Here is an 18,226-nt window from a genome sequence, read left to right as displayed (position 1 = left end):
ATTGCGCCCTGCCTCTTTATTCTTGGAAAGCTCGTTGCTAAAAGCGAGCCCATGATGACGGATCTTCGGCTTATCATGACGGCCATACGAATTATTGGCCCGGCCTCCCGCTTTGCCTGAACGGCTGATTTGCCAGGCTTTTTGTGGTGCGGAGGTCCGGGAACGACCGGCTGTGCTCCTACAGTCCCCCTGTTTTCATCGATCCACATGCCCGCCATATCCGGCCTGGGCTTTACAGGCGAATACCCATCATGACTGAGATGACAAAAATCGATTACTCCAAAACCCTTTACCTGCCGCAGACAGCATTTCCCATGCGCGCCGGGCTGCCGCAACGCGAACCGCTTTTCGTCGAGCGCTGGGAGGGCATGAACCTCTACAAGAAGCTGCGCGAAGAGGCGAAGGATCGCCCGCTTTACGTGCTGCATGACGGCCCGCCCTATGCGAACGGCAATATCCATATCGGTCATGCGCTGAACAAGATTCTGAAGGATGTCATCACGCGGTCGTTCCAGATGCGTGGCTATAACTCGAACTATGTTCCGGGCTGGGATTGCCACGGTCTGCCGATCGAATGGAAAATCGAGGAAAAATATCGCGCGGAAGGCAAGAACAAGGACGAAGTGCCGATCAACGAATTCCGCAAGGAATGTCGTGAGTTCGCCGCCAACTGGATCAAGGTCCAGACGGAAGAGTTCAAGCGCCTCGCGATCCTTGGCGATTTCGAGAAACCTTACACCACGATGAATTTCCACGCGGAAGCGCGGATTGCTGGCGAACTGCTGAAATTCGCCGCTTCCGGCCAGCTTTACCGTGGCTCGAAGCCGATCATGTGGTCGGTCGTCGAGCGCACCGCGCTTGCGGAAGCCGAAGTGGAGTATCATGACATCGAGTCGGATATGATCTGGGTCAAGTTCCCGGTCGCTGGTCTGGGTGATCTAGCCGGGAGTTTTGTCGTGATCTGGACGACCACGCCATGGACCATTCCAGGCAACCGTGCCGTCTCCTATTCATCCCGCATCGAATATGGATTGTTCGAAATCACGGAAGCCGAAAATGATTTCGGCCCGCGTCCCGGCGAAAAGCTCATCTTTGCCGACAAGCTGGCGGAAGAGTGCTTCGCCAAGGCCAAGCTTCAGTGCAAGCGGTTGCGTGGTGTTTCGGCTGACGAGTTGGGCAAGATCGTTCTCGATCACCCGCTGAAAGGTTTTGGCGGCGGCTATGAATATGTCGTGCCCATGCTTGACGGTGACCATGTAACCGACGATGCCGGTACGGGTTTTGTCCATACCGCGCCAAGCCATGGTCGCGAAGACTTTGAAGCGTGGATGGATAATGTTCGCGAACTCGAAGCGCGTGGTATCGATGTCGCTATCCCGTTCCCGGTTGACGATGCCGGTTTCTACACCAAGGATGCGCCGGGCTTCGATCAGACACGCGAAGGCGGCGCGGCGCGCGTCATCGATGATAACGGCAAGAAGGGTGACGCCAACAAGGCGGTTATCGAACAGCTTATCGCGCATGACAGGCTTTTTGCTCGTGGGCGGTTGAAGCATTCCTATCCGCATTCGTGGCGCTCGAAGAAGCCGGTCATCTTCCGCAATACGCCGCAATGGTTCGTCTATATGGACAAGAACCTCGGTGACGGCACCACGTTGCGCTCGCGCGCGCTGAAGGCAATCGACGAGACGCGTTTCGTGCCCGCCGCCGGTCAAACGCGCCTGCGGGCCATGATCGAAGGCCGCCCGGACTGGGTGCTGTCGCGGCAACGGGCGTGGGGTGTGCCGATTTGCGTTTTTGTGGATGAAGAAGGCAATATCCTCCAGGACGATGCGGTCAACAAACGCATCATGGACGCCTTCGAGGCAGAAGGCGCCGATGCCTGGTTTGCGGAAGGCGCGCGTGAGCGTTTCCTTGCCGACAGGGCCAGTGAGGCCTGGGTGCAGGTGCGTGACATTCTCGATGTGTGGTTCGATTCCGGTTCCACGCACACTTTCACGCTGGAAGATCGCCCGGACATGAAATGGCCGGCTGACGTCTATCTGGAAGGTTCCGACCAGCATCGCGGCTGGTTCCATTCCTCGCTTCTGGAAAGCTGCGGCACACGCGGTCGCGCTCCCTACAACGCCGTCGTGACCCACGGTTTCACCATGGATGAGCACGGCAAGAAGATGTCTAAGTCGCTTGGCAACACGGTTACGCCTCAGGACGTGATCAAGGAATCCGGCGCGGATATCCTGCGTCTGTGGGTGATGACGACCGATTACTGGGAAGATCAGCGTCTGGGCAAAAGCATCATCCAGACCAATATCGACGCCTATCGCAAATTGCGCAACACGATCCGCTGGATGCTGGGCACGCTTGCCCACGACGAAGGTGAAAACCTGCCTTACGCCGACCTGCCCGAGCTTGAACGGCTAATGCTGCATCGTCTGGCGGAACTGGATGAGGTCGTGCGCTCCGGTTACGATGCCTTCGACTTCAAGCGCATTGCGCGCTCCCTGATCGATTTCATGAATGTCGAGCTTTCGGCTTTCTATTTCGATATCCGCAAGGATGCGCTTTACTGCGACGCTCCGTCGAGTGTCCGTCGTAAGGCCGCGCTCCAGACCGTACGTGAAATCTTCGATCGCATGACGACTTGGCTCGCGCCGATGCTGCCCTTCACCATGGAAGAAGCGTGGCTGGACCGCTACCCGCAGTCGCTCTCGATTCATGCCGAGCAGTTCCGCACGGTGCCTGCCGAATGGCGTGACGACGTGCTGGCCGAAAAATGGCGCAAGGTACGTGCGGTTCGCCGTGTCGTGACCGGAGCGCTTGAACTGGAACGCGCGGACAAACGCATAGGCTCGTCGCTGGAGGCGGCCCCGGTCGTCCATATCGCGGACAAGAGCCTCAGCGATTCTCTCGACGGTCTCGATTTCGCGGAAATCTGCATCACAAGCGGTATTTCGTTCAGCGATGCGGCCATGCCGGAAGGCGCCTTTACGCTTGAGGAAGTAAAGGGCGTTGCCGTCGTGCCCGTACGTGCGCAGGGCGAAAAATGCGCCCGCTCGTGGCGCTATACAACGGATGTCGGCTCCGATCCCGAGTTTCCGGACGTTTCGGCGCGTGATGCGGTTGCGCTTCACGAACTAAAGGCGCTCGGCAAGCTGGGCGCTTGAAGATGAGCGGAAAAAGGCCCTCGGTGCTTTTGCCGGGGGCTTTTAAAGGAGTGGATTGCAAATCCGCGTCCTGACATGGTGAAATAGAAGTTAACACCGGATTGCCGCAGTGGGTTCACTCATGTACAAGGCATTCCTCGAATAATTTCAAAATCTGCCTTGGAGTTGCCGGTTTCTTGGGCCAGAGCTTGATTATGCATGGTTTTGGCGAAGAGAAGACCGGTAGGCGAAAAGAAGTGGCGCTAATGAAGATTGAAGGACGAGTTCTGGTACTTGTGGCCGCTATGGCGGGTGTTTCGCTATCTGGCTGTATGTCTTCGCCAACCTATGGAACCGACAAGACGGCGGGAGCGCAGCTTCTCGACGACGTGTCGAATATGGCAAGCTTCGGCCAGGGCAGGAACAAAAAAGCGCGTATCGATTACAAGCCGCGTCCTGATCTGGTGCGCCCGGCTGCCGACGACAAAGGACAATTGCCTTCGCCGCAGGAAAGCGTGGCAAGTGCCGGTTCCTCGAACTGGCCGGAATCGCCGGAACAGCGTCGCAAGCGCCTGCGTGACGAAATCACCGCCAACAGAGACGATCCGAATTTCGTCTCGCCTGTCGTTCAGGACGGCCCGGTTGCGTCCAACCTCAACGCGGCGCTTCCGAGCGGCAGCAGTCGTCGTGAAGATTATGCAGCCCGTACGCCGACTTTCGATTCAGACAAGGTTGCTGCTTATAAGGCCGCACGACAGCAGCAGATACGGGGTTCGTCCACGACACGCCGTTATCTGAGCGAACCACCGCTTACCTATCGCCAGCCTGCATCGACTGCGGCTGCCGGCGAACTGGGAACCGATGAGGCGCAGAAGGAACGCGAGCGCAAGAAAGCCGCAGGTGAGTCCAAGGGGTGGCGCGATTACCTGCCCTGGAACTGATCCGCTTTTCTTTTCATTTATATAAATGCCGTAACATTGTTGATGTTGCGGCATTTTACTTTTGATTGTATGATGTATATACTTGTATAATACATTTTTAATGAGAGCTACTTTAGTTTATAACGATATATAAGGAGATGTTGAGTGTCTTCAAATGGTAAGAATATAATCTGGGACAACCGGAATGGTTACGGCATTGTCAGCAGAAGTTTTCATTGGCTGATGGTTGTTCTGTTTGCTTTGGAGTTCGGTATTGCGTTTTTTCATCTCCTGGGAAAAGGTTCTACCATGGATGCCTTTCTCTGGCCGATGCATATGCAGCTTGGATTAATCCTTTTGTTGCTTGTTATGTGCCGCGCGCTGTGGGGTGCGTTGAATATTGTTGGGCGTCCATACGAAGTAAGTCTGGCGGGGAGGCTGGCGGTGCTTGGACATCTGGCTATTTATGCGCTCATGTTCGTTGTTCCCGCTTTGGCGCTTCTGCGCAGTTATGGACGTGGGCGGGGATTTTCATTTTTGGGCGTCGAGCTGTTCCCGCAGACCGGCATTGTGAATGATACACTGACCGCCCCCGGCAATGCATTTCATAGTCTATTGGGCTGGGTATTGCTGGTTACGGTCGCCGGCCACGCTTTGATGGCGCTGATCCATCATTTTGTCATGCATGACGATACGCTGCGTTATATGACAGGACGGAAAAAGACCGGGGCCTGAGCGCGATAGCCTGTCCACCGGTTGGCTGTCGTGTTCGGTTATAATTTCGGTCACTATCAGAATTAATCGCGCTTGTTCTTGAAGAATTCTTTCAGGATATCTCTGATGATTTCTTCCGAAAAGCCCGTATAGACATCCGGTATATGGTGACAGGTGGGCTGCGCGTAAAAGCGTGGCCCATTTTCCACGCCACCGCCTTTGGGATCGGAAGCTCCGTAATAGAGACGACGAATGCGCGCGAAGGAAATGGCGGCGGCGCACATGGCGCAGGGTTCCAGAGTTACATAAAGATCGCAGTCGATCAATCGCTCGGACTGGAGTATTCTCCCGGCGTCGCGAATTGCCAGTACCTCTGCATGGGCGGTTACGTCATTCAGTTCGCGCGTGCGGTTTCCTGCCTGTGCGATGACTGTACCTCGATGCACGATTGCCGCGCCTATCGGAACTTCGCCGCGTGCGCCCGCTGCGCGCGCTTCTTCCAGCGCTATATCCATGGGCGTGGCTGTGTTCTGATCCCGAACAGTGGCAATTCTCTTCATGCCTGTTCCATTTCGTGCATTCTTTCCGAAATTTCGCTCGCAAGCCACGGAGCGATTTGTTACTGCATAATTCTCGAAATCGAAACCGATTTCCGAACGGGATTATACAGCGTTTCTGTTTCCGATTGTCCCTTGTCTGCCATGGAAGGTGCAAGGTGACACGGCGGCGCTGCTGAAAGGCCAATACCAGATGACCACAGACGACGACAATAAGGGCGGCAAGCGCCCCCATGGCCGTAACGGCGGCTCCGACCGCACCGGTCGGCCGGATCGCGATAGCCGTCCGCGCCGCGAGGATGGCGGACGTGACAAGCCACGCAAATTCGGTTCGCGCGATGGCGATGATCAGGAGGCGAGCAGCGAGCGGATCGCCAAGCGTCTGGCTCGCGCCGGAATAGCCTCGCGCCGTGAAGCGGAAACCATGATTGCCGCCGGGCGTATCGCGGTCAATGGCAAGGTGCTGGAAAGCCCCGCGGTTAATGTCAAGCGCACTGACATCATCACCGTTGATGGCAAGCCGCTCAAGCAAGCGGAACGGACCCGTCTCTGGCTTTATCACAAACCAGCGGGTCTTGTGACGACCAATCGTGACCCCGAAGGGCGTCCGACTGTTTTCGAAGCATTGCCCGCCGAAATGCCGCGCGTTCTTTCGGTCGGTCGTCTCGACATCAACACCGAAGGGCTTTTGCTTCTCACCAATGATGGCGGTCTGTCGCGTGTTCTGGAATTGCCGTCGACAGGCTGGTTGCGCCGCTATCGCGTGCGCGCTCACGGAAAGGTCACGCAGCAGCAACTGGATGAGCTGAAGAACGGTATCGCAGTCGATGGCGTGTTTTACGGCAGCGTGGAAGCGGAACTGGAACGTGTGCAGGGCGCGAATGTCTGGATTTCAATCGGGCTACGCGAAGGCAAGAACCGTGAAGTGAAGAACATTCTCGGTGCGCTCGGTCTGACCGTCGGCCGTCTTATCCGCGTGTCGTTCGGGCCGTTCCAGCTCGGAGATCTTGAGGAAGGTGCTGTACGCGAAATCAAGGGCCGTACCTTGCGCGATCAATTGGGCGACAAGCTGATCGAGGATTCCGGCGCGGATTTCGATGCGCCGGTACTCAATGAATTTTCAAACGCCACGGTTCGGGGCCGCACGCGCCGTGAAATGGAAGACGAGGCATCGGAAGGCGAAAGCCGCCATACGCCGCGCGAACGCGAATGGATTTCCAGTGGACCTGAGCGTCGCCGTGGACGCGATGACAAGAAAACTGAAAAAGTCGAACCGCGTCGTCGCGGAAATGCCAATGTCTGGATGGCTCCAGGGGCGCGACCAAAGGGCGAAAAAGCGGCTGCGAAGCCAGCCCGTGTCGAGCATCAGGTTCCACACCGTTCGGCAAAGTTCAGCGGTGACCTCCAGATGCGTCCCCGTAGGGTGGGCGATGAGGAGCAGGGGCGCGAGGAAGCCACGGAGCGCCGTTACAGCAAGCGCCCGGAAGGACGTCGCCCGGAGGAGGGACGCCCGGAACGGCGTGAAGATGGCCGCAAGGAACGGCGCCCCGGCAAACGTGAGCGTGCAGAACTTCGCAATGCGGAAGGCCAGGCTGGCGAGCGCGGCAAGGGCGGTTTCGAAGGACGGACATCCGGCAAGTCGGGAGGTCCGCGTGGAGAAAGCCGTTTCGGTGGCTCTGACCGCGATACGCGGTCGCGCGGCGGCGCAACCGGCAATCGTTCCCGTAAGTTCGACGACGGCCCGAAGGATGGTCCGCGTCGCGGACCGGGAAACAAGTCGAGTGGTAAACCGGGCGGCGGCAAGTCGGGTGGTGGCAGAACTGGGGGCGGCGGTGCGGATCGTCGGCGGTAAGTTTCGCGGGCGTCCGCTCGTAACGCCGTCGACCAACGCAATCCGGCCAACGACCGACCGCACACGCGAAAGCCTTTTCAATATTCTCGCGCATAATTTCCCGGATAAAGTGGAAGATGCCCGTGTGCTCGATCTGTTTGCGGGTACGGGCGCGCTCGGTCTGGAAGCTCTTTCGCGCGGTGCGCGCCATGTAACTTTCGTGGAGGAGTCTGCCGAAGGGCGAGGGGTGTTGCGGCAGAATATCGAAGCGTTCGGCCTGCAGGGACACACCAAGATTTTGCGGCGGGATGCCTGCCAGCTTGGCATTGTCGGTACGATGGAGCCTTTCGATCTGGTTTTCGCAGATCCTCCTTATGGACGCCGCATGGGGGAAAAAGCATTTTTATCGGCGCTTCAGGGCGGCTGGCTTAATCCTGACGCACTTTTGGTGCTTGAAGAAGATGCGGAAGCAGCGCTTGAACTCGATGAGCGATTCGTCATCTTCGAAGAGCGCAATTATGGGGGCACAATCATTCGGCTGATCCAGCTGAAAGCCACCGGTTGAAATTAGCGGGCGATTCCGTTCGCATTGCAAATAATACATGCCGCCCGGAAGGGCCGGGCGGAAGTTAAATCGATTGGAGATGTCGCTTGGTGAATAACCCCTCACTCCGGCGCCTGTTATTGTCCACCGCTTTGGGTTTTGTGCTGGCCTTGCCGCTCGCGACGGGCTTTGCTTCAGCGGAGACCGCTGTCACTGCCGAAGCGCAAAAAGCGACTGCGGCGCAGCCAGCTGCAGAACAGGCCGCTCTCCCCGAAATCAAGCAGTCGGATGGCGTCAGCCGCTTTACCCTGCAGAACGGTCTGGAAGTCGTGGTTATCCCCGACCACCGTGCCCCGGTCGTGACGCAGATGATCTGGTATCATGTGGGATCGGCGGATGAAGCACCGGGCGTTTCCGGCATCGCGCACTTTCTTGAGCACCTTATGTTCAAGGGAACGAAAAATCACCCGGCCGGAGAATTTTCCGCAAAGGTTGCTTCTATCGGCGGGCAGGAAAACGCTTTTACCTCTTATGATTACACCGCCTATTTCCAGAGGGTCTCGCCCGAAGCGCTGGGGATGGTGATGGAATTCGAGTCCGACCGGATGGAAAATCTGGTCCTGAACGAAGAAGCGGTGACGACGGAACGCGAGGTCATTCTGGAAGAACGCCGTATGCGCGTCGAATCCAACCCGGCTTCGATGCTGATGGAAAATACCGACGCGGTGCTCTATTACAACCATCCCTATCGCAGGCCGGTTATCGGCTGGCAGCAGGAGATGGAAAGACTGAGCCAGAAGAATGCCATCGACTTTTACCAACAATATTACACGCCGAACAACGCGACATTGGTGATTGCCGGTGACGTGACGCCGGAGCGGGTGCGGGAGCTGACACTCAAGACATGGGCAAAGGTGCCAAGACGCGCAGAAATCCTGCCGCGTGAGCGTCCGCAAGAACCGGCGAAACATGCGGAAAGGGTCGTGACCCTGCATGATGAACGCGTCAGTACGCCGTCTTTCCGTATCTCATGGCTGGTGCCGTCCTATGCGAATGAAAAGCGGTTCCCTGGGGTAAAGGCGGGCGATGCGCCTGCGCTCGATCTCCTGAGTGAAATTCTGGGCGGTTCGCTGCGTTCCCGTCTCTATCAGGAACTGATCGTAAAACAGGGGATCGCGGCCAATACGGGCGCGAGCTATGGCGGCGATGCCCTTGATGACGGTACATTCTCCGTTTATGGCGCGCCGCGCAACGGCGCGACGCTCGGAGATGTCGAGAAAGCGGTGAAAGCCGAGGTCGCCCGGATCGTCAAGGACGGCGTCAGCCAGGCGGAACTCGACCAGGCCCGCAATCGCTTCCTGAAGGCTGTGATCTTCGCACGCGACAGCCAGGCTGGCATGGCGCGTATTTATGGTTCTACGCTATCGGTTGGCCAGACGGTCGATGACATCCAGAAGTGGCCGGAGCTTATCAAGGGTGTCACGGTCGGGCAGATCAAGGACGTGGCGACACGCTATCTCGTTCAGGGGCAGTCCGTCACCAGTTATCTGCTTCCGCCGGATGCCGAGGCTGAGAGTGCACGTGAAAATCCTGGCGCGTCCGTCGGGGGAGCTGGCGCCGGAAGCACCGGAGGAGCGATCCAGTGAAGAATATTGCAATGTCGAACTTTAAAAGCGTTGTCGCTTCCAGTCCGGTCCGGTCAGCAGTTTCCATGCTGGCGGCATCGATGGCTTTGCTGATCATGTGCGCCTTGCCTGCACGTGCCATTGAAATTCAGGAGGTCGTTTCTCCGAAAGGCATTCATGCCTGGCTTGTGGAAGACGGTTCTGTCCCGCTGGTTTCCATGCGTTTTTCCTTCAAGGGGGGCGCATCGCAGGACCCGTCCGGCAAGGAGGGGCTGGCCAATCTGATGACAGGTCTTTTCGATGAGGGCGCGGGCGATCTGAAATCGGACGCTTTTCAGGAACGCATGGATAATCTGGGAGCGGAAATGAGCTTTTCCGCATCGCCGGATGCCGTTTCGGGTGGAATTCGTATGCTCGCGGAAAATCGCGACGCCGTGACCAATCTTCTTGCGCTGGCCGTCAACAAACCGCGCTTCGATCAGGATGCGGTGGATCGTATCCGTCAGCAGGTGGTGGCAGGTATCGAAGCTTCGCAACGCGACCCTTCGACCATCGCGTCACGAAAATTCGCCGAAGTTCTCTATGGCGATCATCCCTATGCGCGCCCCGATGAAGGTACGGTGAAATCACTCCAGTCGATCACCCGGGACGATCTGTTGAGTTTCCATCGCAAGAATTTCGCCCGCGACCATCTGACGGTGGGGGTCGTGGGCTCCATCAACGCGCAGGATCTGGGCGTGTTGCTGGACAAGGTTTTCGGCGATCTGCCCGCCAGTGCGGAACTTGTCCCGGTGCCGGATGCGAAGCTCGCGCTCGGTACGACGACGGGCCTCAATTTCGATATGCCGCAGACGTCGATCAGCTTCGTCTATCCGGCAATTCCACGCAAGGACCCCGAATTTTTTGCCGCCTATCTGATGAACCACATTCTGGGTGGAGGCTTTACTTCACGTCTCTACGCCGAGGTGCGTGAAAAGCGCGGTCTTGCTTATTCGGTTTCGTCATCCATGGTCATGCGCGATCATGTTTCGGCGCTGATGATTTCCACCGCCACACGGCCCGAGAAGGCACAGGATTCGCTGAAAATCATTCGCGAACAGGTCGCCGCCATGGCAACCGACGGTCCTACGGAAGCCGAACTTGCCGCAGCCAAGAATTTCCTGAAGGGTTCTTACGCCGTCAACAATCTGGATTCGTCGGCGGCTATCGCTGAAACGCTGGTCAGTCTACAGGAGGCCGAACTTCCACGCGACTATATCGACAAGCGTTCACAATTGATCGATGCCGTAACGCTGGATCAGGTCAAGGTCATTGCCAGGAAGCTGCTTGAAGCGGAGCCGGCGATCCTGATTTTTGGGCCAGCACAAAGCTAAGGGTCTTGTCATGAATAAGGCAATGCCGTCATCGCCCCGATTTGCCGTCGCTTTCGGCGGCGGCGGGGCGCGCGGCATTGCTCATATCCACATCGTGGAAGTGCTCGATGAACTCGGTATCAGGCCGGTTGCCATAGCTGGCTCGTCCATAGGCTCGATTGTCGGCGCCGGAACGGCCAATGGCATGACTGGCCGGGAGATACGCGAATATATGGCGGCGATTTTCAATCGTCGTTCCGAGGTTGCGAAGCGCATGTGGCAAACCCGCCCTGCGCGTTGGGTTGAGTTGTTGAAGGGAGGGCTGCGGGTCAGCCAGTTCAACATAGAAAAGGTTCTGGATGTCTTCCTGCCATCCAGCTTGCCGCCCAATGTCGAAGAGCTGAAAATTCCGATGAGCATCACAGCGTCGGATTTTCACGCGGCGCGCGAACTCGATATTAGCAATGGTGATCTGCGATCGGCAATTGCCGCTTCCTGTGCCATACCGCCGATTTTCGCGCCGGTGCGCCGGGAGGGGCGAATTCTGGTCGACGGCGGTCTGCTCAATCCGGTGCCGTTCGATCTGCTTTTCGACAAGGCCGATATCGTGATCGGGATCGACGTTGTTGGCGCTCCGGTAGGCCCGGACGACCATATGCCCACCACCTTCGAGGCTGTGATCGGCGCAAACCAACTGACGATGTGTTCCATCATCGAAAATAAATTCCGCATTCGCCCGCCGCATATTTTCATTCGGCCGAATGTCGAGCGGATCGGACTTCTGGACTTTCTGAAGTTCGAACAGATTCTTTCGCAAAGCGCCGGTGTTCGGGACGAACTGAAACGAGCTGTCGAAGAAGCCGTCGAGGGCAGGGCTGCGGGGGCGATCTCAAGCGCCGCGACTTGAGATCACCCGAACGCGCTATTCTGCCGGAACAGGTGAACCTGTCGCCTCATTTGTCGATGACCCGTCCGTGACATCTTCCGCGCCCTTGTCGATGCGCAGTCCCTCGCGGCTCGGTTTGACGAGTGGTTCGGGCGTGACCGGCTTGTTGAAAAGCAGATGGCGACCGGCCATGATGCCTTCCGATGCCTGCACGTGCAGCCGGTCTTCATCGCGCTGGCGCACGTCTTCGCGAATCTCGTAGGCTTGCGTTTCGGTCATACCCAATCCTTCCAGCGTTCGCTGGCCGAAAAGAAGACCCGATTCGAACGTTTCACGCAGTTCGTATTCGACGCCCTGGGCACGCAGTTTCAGCGTGTGCTCTCGGTCGTAGGAACGGACGAACAGGCGTACGTCCGGATATTCCGACCGGATGAGATCGACGATATGGCTCGTCGCTTCCTTCTTATGGGTGCAGACCGCGACAATCTTCGCTTTCCGGATGCCAGCCGCTTCAAGCACATCCTTACGCATTCCGTCGCCAAAATAGATGCGGAAGCCGAATTTTCCGGCGGCCCGAACACGATTGGGCGAATTGTCGATGACGGTTACGTCTATACCGCCGGCAAGCAGAATCTGGGACGCAATCTGGCCGTAGCGCGAGAAGCCGATCATCAAGACGTCGGAACCGGCGCCCTCGAAGTTTTCTTCCATCTCGTCGAGAGACTTGTCCTTGATGAGAAGCTTCGAGCCAATGGCGACAGAAAGAGGCGTAAGCGCCATGGAAACCGTGACCGCTGCGACAAGTTCGGACCCGAGAGCGCTGGAAATGATTGCGGCTGCTGAAGCTGCGGAGAACAACACGAAGGCGAATTCACCACCCTGGGGGAGGAGGAAAGCGATCCGCACGGCATCGTTATGGCTTGAGCGAAAGATGCGGCACAGCAGATAGATGATCGCGATCTTGGTCACCATGAAAACAGGCACCGCAAGAAGGATCGCCGCCCAGTACTGCAGAATCACGGTCAGGTTCAGCGAAAGGCCGACAGCAACGAAAAACAGGCCGAGGAAAATGCCGCGGAAAGGTTCGATGTCGGCTTCAAGTTCGTGACGATATGACGACTCAGCCAGCAAAACACCGGCGATGAAGGCTCCCATCGCCATGGACAGACCGGCATATTGAAGCAGGCTCGCCGATCCGAGCACCACGAAAAGCGCCGCTGCGATCATGACCTCGCGTGCGCCGGTATTGGCGATGATCCGGAACATCGGATTGATGAGATAACGCCCTGCAACCACCAGCGCCGCTATGGCCGCAATGGCCGTGGCGAGATGAAAACCCGCACTGGCCTGCGAAGGCTCATTGGGAGAAAGTGCCGGAATGATCGCGAGAATGGGAACAATGGCGAGATCCTGAAACAGGAGGATCGCAAAGGCACGTTGGCCGTGCTTCTGGTTTGTCTCTGCCCTGTCTTCCAGAACCTGCATTGCAAACGCCGTGGAAGAAAGCGCGAGGCCGAAACCGATAATGATGCCAGCGCTCAGGCTGAGACCCGCAAGGTAGATGCCAAGCGCGGTCAGGGCCGCGCCGCATAGAAGAACCTGGGCAGTGCCAAGGCCGAAAATCGAATGCCGGAGCGCCCAAAGCCGCGAAGGCTTCAGTTCAAGGCCGATAATGAAAAGGAGGAATACGACGCCGAGTTCCGAAAAATGAAGAAACTCTTCACCGTCCGCAATGAGACGTGCAACGGGGCCGATCGTAATGCCCGCGGCCAGATAACCGAGGACCGTGCCAAGCCCAAGTCGCTTGAAAAGAGGGGCGGCGATGATGGCCCCTCCCAAAATCACCAGGCTCTGTAGGTAGAGGCTTCCGCTCGTTGCGACCATGCTCAGCTCTTGGAATTTGGAGAAATGTAGCAGAGCTTACCTTGAAGCCCCCCGATTTCGGCAATATAGAGACAAGATATGGCTGCAATCAGCCCGATGTCGAACAATTTAACGAAATTTTTTGACATGCCCCGATTTCGATCCTGCAGCAGGTCCAGTGCATGATTGGGTGGCGGCAGGTTTGAGGAAATCGGATTGTATAATGATTTCAGATAATTCGACGGATAAACTGATCGAGCGGGCAGCCGCGCTTGTTGCTGCGGCGAAGCGCGCGGGCGCCGATCATGCCGACGCGGTCGTAATGCGCGCCCGGTCCGTCAGCGTATCGGTCAGACTTGGCAAGGTTGAGGGAACCGAATCGTCGGAGAGCGACGATTTCGCCCTGCGGGTTTTTGTGGGCCGTCGTATTGCCAGCGTCTCTGCGAATGCCGGTGCCGATCCTGATCGGCTGGCCGAGCGGGCGGTTGCGATGGCGCGTGTAGCACCTGAAGACCCATACGAGCAATTGGCCGACCCATCGTTGCTGGTGGTTTCGCCCCGCGACCTCGATCTCTATGATTCGGCAGATATCGATACAGAACGCCTGACGCAGGATGCGCTTGCGACGGAAGCGGCGGCGCTGGCCGTCAAAGGGGTCACGAATTCAGGAGGCGCAGGTGCATCGCGTAGCCTCGGCGGACTGGTTCTGGTCACATCTACCGGCTTTTCGGGCCATTATGCAGCAACGCGTTTCGGACGATCCGTCTCCGCCATCGCAGGCGAAGGCACGAAAATGGAGCGCGATTACGATTTTAGTTCGCGACTGCATTTCTCCGATCTCGATAGGCCGGAAGATATCGGTCGTCGCGCCGGAGAACGCGCCGTGCGCCGGTTGGGTGCGCGTCAGGTCCGGACCGGTCCTGTCACCGTCGTTTACGACCAACGCCTTGCACGCGGTATCGCCGGGCATCTTGCAAGCGCCATCAATGGGGCTTCCGTCGCCCGCAAGACAAGCTTTCTTCGTGAAAGCCTCGGCAAGCGGATATTGAAGGATGGCGTCAGCGTCACGGACAATCCGTTGCGTGTGCGCGGTTCATCCTCGCGGCCATTTGACGGGGAAGGTATTGAGGGACAGCCTCTCGTGATGGTCGAGAACGGCGTCCTCAATCATTGGCTGCTTTCAGGTTCGAGCGCACGCGAGCTCGGCCTGGCAGGCAATGGGCGCGGTGTGCGTTCCGGCTCCGGCGTTTCACCTGCATCCACGAATTTTGCCATCGAACCCGGCGCTCAGTCGCCGGAAGAATTGCTTCACGCTGTTGGGACCGGGTTTTACGTGACCGAAGTTGTCGGACAGGGCGTGGACATGGTTACCGGTCAGTACAGCCGTGGCGCATCGGGGTTCTGGATCGAAAATGGCGAGCTTGCCTACCCGGTCAGCGAAGTCACGATCGCATCGAATCTCAAGGACATGTTCCTCAATATGACGCCTGCCTCCGATATCGACCACAATTTCGGGATGACGGCGCCGACACTTGTGATCGAAGGCATGACCCTTGCCGGAAACTGAAAAGCCTGACGATATCCTCAGTGAAATGACGCTATTGCGGAACGCTGCCCGCGAGGCGGGGCGTATAGCCATGCGTTATTTCGGACAATCGCCGGAAGTCTGGCTCAAGGACGGGGTTTCACCGGTCAGCGAAGCGGATTTCGCAGTTGACAGCTATCTGAAGGATTTCCTTTTGGGCGCGCGGCCAGACTATGGCTGGATCTCGGAAGAAACGGCGGATGAGCGTGCGGCGGCCAAACGAAGCCGTGTTTTCGTGGTTGATCCCATTGACGGAACCCGCGCCTATCTTGCGGGGCAGGATCAGTGGTGCGTGAGCATCGCAGTCGTGGAAAACGATCGTCCTTTGGCCGGTGTGCTGGAATGTCCGGCGCGCAAGGAACTTATCGAAGCGGGCAGGGGGCTCGGCGCACTGCAAAATGGCAATACCATTCACGCGAAACTGCCTGCCATGGGTGAGAAACTGGCGATAGCGTCTGCCCGCAACATGGTGACGGCGTTGCCGGATAGCTGGAAAAGTCGCGCAATTATTCATCCCCATGTGCCGTCACTCGCCTATCGCATTGCGATGGTGGCGCGCGGGGATATTGCCGGCACCTTCATTCGGCCAAATTCGCATGATTGGGATCTGGCCGCGGCTGATCTGATCCTGAGTGAGTCGGGCGGGGCAATCCTGACAAGCGATGCGTTGCCGGTCTCATACGGGGGCGCGACCCGGAGCCATGGTGCTTTGGTCGCCGCCAGCGGTGACCTTCTGCAGGAAATGTTGAGTGTTGTCGCGGGCTGACCCTTGGGGTAATCATGCCGCAAACCGAATTTATCAGGGATTATTGTGATGAGCGTCGAAGGCGACAAAAAGCAGCTTCTTCATCTGGTGTTTGGCGGTGAGCTTGAAAAGCTTGGAACCGTCGAGTTCCGCGATCTTGAAAACCTCGATATCGTCGGCATTTATCCAAACTACGAGTCGGCCAAGGTCGCGTGGAAGTCCAAGGCGCAACAGACCGTGGATAATGCTCACATGCGCTATTTCATCGTGCACCTGCACCGGCTGCTCGATCCCGAAGGCGTGACGCTGAAGGCGGACTGAGCGGCTTGGCTGCTCCCGACCAATGCCGGATGAAAAGCGACGATAACCAGATCAGGACCGTCAAGCGGAAGAAAGATGGCCTTGCGAAACGCCTCTGGCGGCGCATTCGCGGGCCATTGGCGCAGTCCGCTATATTCAAGGCCGTGCTGGTCTGGCTGATCGCGGCCTATTTCAAGTTGGTCTATTACACCAATCCACGCTTGAAGGGATCGGCTGATCCGCAAGCGTTGGTGGGTAAAGACGATCCCTTCATCGTCACTTTTTGGCATGGCCAGCATCTCATGGGACCGTTCATATGCCCCAAAGGGATCGAACTGGTTGCCATGTTTTCCCGCAGCGCGGACGCGGAACTGAATGCTCGCGTTGCGGAAAAGCTGGGACTGATCACAGTGCGCGGCTCGGGAGGGCGAGGGTCACGTTCCAAACCCGAAAAAGGTGGAGCTCGTGCGCTTTTGACCTTGAAGAACGCGCTCAGGAAAGGGCAGTCAGCGTCGATGATCGCTGACATTGCTCACGGAAAAGCGCGTGAATCGGGTGAGGGGATCATTTTATTGGCCAAATTGTCCGGTCGCCCGATAATACCGGTTGCCTATGCCTTCTCGCGAAACCATGTTCTTGAAAAGTCCTGGGACAAAACGGCGATTCCGCTGCCTTTCGGGCGCTCGGTTATCGTACGCGGAGAAAATGTCTGGGTCGATGCCGAGGCCGATGAAACGCAACTGGAAGAAAAACGCATGGAACTGACGCGACAACTCAATGATGCAACCGCCAAGGCCCATGCTGCTCTGGAGAACGCGAAATGAGCGAACGCTGGGCGCGCAATATATTGTCTGCCTACCGTGTACTCGGCTCCGCCGCCTATCCCTTCATGGGACCATATATCGCTTATCGTGCATCTCGCGGCAAGGAAGAGCGAGCGCGTCGCGGTGAGCGTTACGGAAAATCGCCCATTGCGCGCCCGGCTGGCCCGGTTATCTGGGCTCATGCCGCAAGCGTCGGTGAAACAGTGGCGATTGCGCCATTGATAGAACGGATTGCCTCGACAGGAATTCATGTCGTGATGACAACCGGAACCGTCACTTCGGCGAAAGTTGTGGCTGATCAGCTGGGTAACAAGGTCATTCACCAATATGCGCCGCTGGATCTGCAGCCGGCAGTGAACAGGTTCCTCAACCACTGGAAGCCGGACCTTGCCATTGGCTGCGAATCCGAGGTCTGGCCTGCGACAGTTCTTTCGCTCGGAAGTCGCCATACACCGCATGTTCTGGTCAATGGGCGCATGTCCGACCGTTCGTTCGCGGCCTGGCAAAAACGACCGGCTCTGGCCGAAGCACTTTTTGAAAATTTTGCTCATGTGGTTGCCCAGTCCGAGCTGGATGCCGACCGTTTCAGGGCGCTCGGTGCTCGCCCGGTCAGTGTTTCGGGAAATCTCAAGGTCGATACGGCGCCGCCTCCGGCCGATCCGCAAGCGCTGGCTGGATTGCAGCGCCAACTGAACGGACGCAGGACATGGGCCGCCATCTCGACTCATGACGGTGAAGAGGAAATCGCGGCGGAAGTTCATCAGATGCTGAAGGTTCGCTATCCCCATCTCGTCACGATCATCGTGCCTCGCCATCCGGACAGAACGCCTGCAATCGAAGCGATGCTGACGGAGAAGGGATTGAAGACCGCCCGCCGCAGTACGGGCGAGCCGATCGAAGCGGATACCGATATTTTCCTTGGCGATACCATCGGCGAAATGGGGCTTTATCTTCAACTGACCGAAATCGCCTTTATCGGCAATTCCCTCACCAGGGAAGGCGGGCACAATCCGCTTGAACCCGCCATGATGGGCACGGCCGTGCTGACCGGCCGCAACGTGCAGAACTTCCGCGAAGCCTTCCAGCGCCTCATCAAGAATGGCGGGGCGCGCATTGTGAAGGACCGCAACATGCTCGCGGGAGCGATCAACTTCCTGTTCAACAATCCAGAACATTTGCGCGCCATGATCGATGCGGGTGCAGACACGGTCAGAAATCTGCGCGGTGCGCTGGACCGTACGCTGGCCGCGCTTGAACCCTTCATTCAGCCGCTCGTTCTTCAGGCGCAATTGCCTGGCAACCGTAATGAGGCTGCGTTTTTGCCGGGCAGTAATTGA

15 protein-coding genes are annotated in these 18,226 nt (G+C 57.6%); 13 read left to right on the top strand and 2 right to left on the bottom strand.

Going from position 1 to position 18,226, the window contains the following annotated elements:
• Positions 1 to 251 precede the first annotated feature (251 nt).
• The 3 genes from ileS to FHS76_RS04705 all read left to right on the top strand — a co-directional run bounded on the left by ileS (position 252) and on the right by FHS76_RS04705 (position 4,798).
• Positions 252 to 3,164 carry an isoleucine--tRNA ligase gene (gene ileS / locus FHS76_RS04715; protein WP_183648797.1) on the top strand — a complete coding sequence of 971 codons (2,913 nt, stop codon included), beginning with the start codon at positions 252 to 254 and terminating at the stop codon, positions 3,162 to 3,164.
• A 245-nt stretch (positions 3,165 to 3,409) separates the two neighbouring features.
• A complete protein-coding gene (locus FHS76_RS04710; protein ID WP_183648794.1) occupies positions 3,410 to 4,084 on the top strand; it encodes a hypothetical protein in 675 nt (224 codons plus the stop codon).
• 144 nt (positions 4,085 to 4,228) lie between these two features.
• On the top strand, positions 4,229 to 4,798 hold the full coding sequence (locus tag FHS76_RS04705; protein WP_328700436.1) for a cytochrome b: 570 nt from the start codon (positions 4,229 to 4,231) through the stop codon (positions 4,796 to 4,798).
• Positions 4,799 to 4,860: 62 nt separating this feature from the next.
• On the opposite strand, the gene FHS76_RS04700 is transcribed toward FHS76_RS04705, so the two are convergent.
• Complete coding sequence (locus FHS76_RS04700) at positions 4,861 to 5,337, bottom strand: nucleoside deaminase (RefSeq protein WP_183648791.1); 477 nt, start codon at positions 5,335 to 5,337, stop codon at positions 4,861 to 4,863.
• A 190-nt stretch (positions 5,338 to 5,527) separates the two neighbouring features.
• Here FHS76_RS04700 and FHS76_RS04695 point away from each other — a divergent pair, with 190 nt between their 5' ends.
• The 5 genes from FHS76_RS04695 (at position 5,528) to FHS76_RS04675 (ending at position 11,593) form a co-directional block, all read left to right on the top strand.
• Positions 5,528 to 7,186 carry a pseudouridine synthase gene (locus FHS76_RS04695; RefSeq protein WP_183648788.1) on the top strand — a complete coding sequence of 553 codons (1,659 nt, stop codon included), beginning with the start codon at positions 5,528 to 5,530 and terminating at the stop codon, positions 7,184 to 7,186.
• Positions 7,167 to 7,730 carry a 16S rRNA (guanine(966)-N(2))-methyltransferase RsmD gene (gene rsmD, locus FHS76_RS04690; protein WP_328700447.1) on the top strand — a complete coding sequence of 188 codons (564 nt, stop codon included), beginning with the start codon at positions 7,167 to 7,169 and terminating at the stop codon, positions 7,728 to 7,730. The genes FHS76_RS04695 and rsmD overlap by 20 nt, the downstream gene beginning before the upstream one ends.
• An 89-nt stretch (positions 7,731 to 7,819) precedes the next feature.
• Positions 7,820 to 9,355, top strand: coding sequence for a M16 family metallopeptidase (locus FHS76_RS04685; protein ID WP_183648782.1), 1,536 nt, complete (start codon positions 7,820 to 7,822; stop codon positions 9,353 to 9,355).
• 11 nt (positions 9,356 to 9,366) lie between these two features.
• Positions 9,367 to 10,707, top strand: coding sequence for a M16 family metallopeptidase (locus tag FHS76_RS04680; RefSeq protein ID WP_183649311.1), 1,341 nt, complete (start codon positions 9,367 to 9,369; stop codon positions 10,705 to 10,707).
• Between the two features lie 10 nt (positions 10,708 to 10,717).
• Positions 10,718 to 11,593 carry a patatin-like phospholipase family protein gene (locus FHS76_RS04675; RefSeq protein ID WP_183648779.1) on the top strand — a complete coding sequence of 292 codons (876 nt, stop codon included), beginning with the start codon at positions 10,718 to 10,720 and terminating at the stop codon, positions 11,591 to 11,593.
• 15 nt (positions 11,594 to 11,608) lie between these two features.
• On the opposite strand, the gene FHS76_RS04670 is transcribed toward FHS76_RS04675, so the two are convergent.
• A complete protein-coding gene (locus tag FHS76_RS04670) occupies positions 11,609 to 13,456 on the bottom strand; it encodes a monovalent cation:proton antiporter-2 (CPA2) family protein (protein ID WP_183648776.1) in 1,848 nt (615 codons plus the stop codon).
• A gap of 202 nt (positions 13,457 to 13,658) precedes the next feature.
• Between FHS76_RS04670 and FHS76_RS04665 the strand changes: the two genes are divergently transcribed.
• The 5 genes from FHS76_RS04665 to waaA are packed head-to-tail and all read left to right on the top strand — an operon-like array spanning position 13,659 to position 18,226.
• On the top strand, positions 13,659 to 15,002 hold the full coding sequence (locus tag FHS76_RS04665) for a TldD/PmbA family protein (protein ID WP_183648773.1): 1,344 nt from the start codon (positions 13,659 to 13,661) through the stop codon (positions 15,000 to 15,002).
• Positions 14,989 to 15,786: a 3'(2'),5'-bisphosphate nucleotidase CysQ gene (locus FHS76_RS04660; RefSeq protein ID WP_183648771.1), complete on the top strand. Its 798-nt coding sequence runs from the start codon at positions 14,989 to 14,991 to the stop codon at positions 15,784 to 15,786. The genes FHS76_RS04665 and FHS76_RS04660 overlap by 14 nt, the downstream gene beginning before the upstream one ends.
• A gap of 48 nt (positions 15,787 to 15,834) precedes the next feature.
• Entirely contained in the window at positions 15,835 to 16,086 is a 252-nt protein-coding gene (locus FHS76_RS04655; RefSeq protein ID WP_183648768.1) for a DUF4170 domain-containing protein, read from the top strand.
• A 29-nt stretch (positions 16,087 to 16,115) separates the two neighbouring features.
• Entirely contained in the window at positions 16,116 to 16,889 is a 774-nt protein-coding gene (locus FHS76_RS04650) for a lysophospholipid acyltransferase family protein (RefSeq protein WP_183648765.1), read from the top strand.
• On the top strand, positions 16,886 to 18,226 hold the full coding sequence (gene waaA / locus FHS76_RS04645; RefSeq protein ID WP_183648762.1) for a lipid IV(A) 3-deoxy-D-manno-octulosonic acid transferase: 1,341 nt from the start codon (positions 16,886 to 16,888) through the stop codon (positions 18,224 to 18,226). The genes FHS76_RS04650 and waaA overlap by 4 nt, the downstream gene beginning before the upstream one ends.

Source organism: Brucella daejeonensis, assembly GCF_014199265.1.
GTDB classification, from domain to species: domain Bacteria; phylum Pseudomonadota; class Alphaproteobacteria; order Rhizobiales; family Rhizobiaceae; genus Brucella; species Brucella daejeonensis.
The sequence above is the reverse complement of the archived record's forward strand: the minus strand, read 5'-3'. Positions and strand labels throughout refer to the sequence as shown.